The sequence below is a fragment of the Bacillus sp. SIMBA_008 genome (genome assembly GCF_046535495.1).
Classification (GTDB): Bacteria; Bacillota; Bacilli; order Bacillales; family Bacillaceae; genus Bacillus; species Bacillus subtilis.
Genome location: NZ_JAWRWL010000790.1, coordinates 1 through 257, shown reverse-complemented (window position 1 = coordinate 257; position 257 = coordinate 1). Strand labels below are relative to the sequence as shown.

Below are 257 nucleotides of genomic sequence, written 5' to 3'. Positions count from 1 at the left end.
GAAAGATATAAGCGCGGCGGTTATAGTGCGAACTTATATGTATTTCTTACATCTGCAATTGACCGTATGAAACTGTCCGCATGTGAAAGTGATGATCGTGTAGATGGCTGTAGTAAAAATGAGCAAAAATATGAGGGGGAAACAATTCTTTCTAAAAACATTCCACAAATAAAAGAGAATAGAAAAGAAACGTACGAGCTTGATGAGACGTATTGCCGTCACGATATACCGAAGCCTTTTATATACGCACTTGTGCC

The 257-nt window shown here is 38.5% G+C and carries 1 pseudogene; it reads left to right on the top strand.

Features of this window, described 5'->3' with window-relative positions:
• Window positions 1-257: pseudogene (locus SB658_RS25475) on the top strand (helix-turn-helix domain-containing protein); the annotation flags it as partial.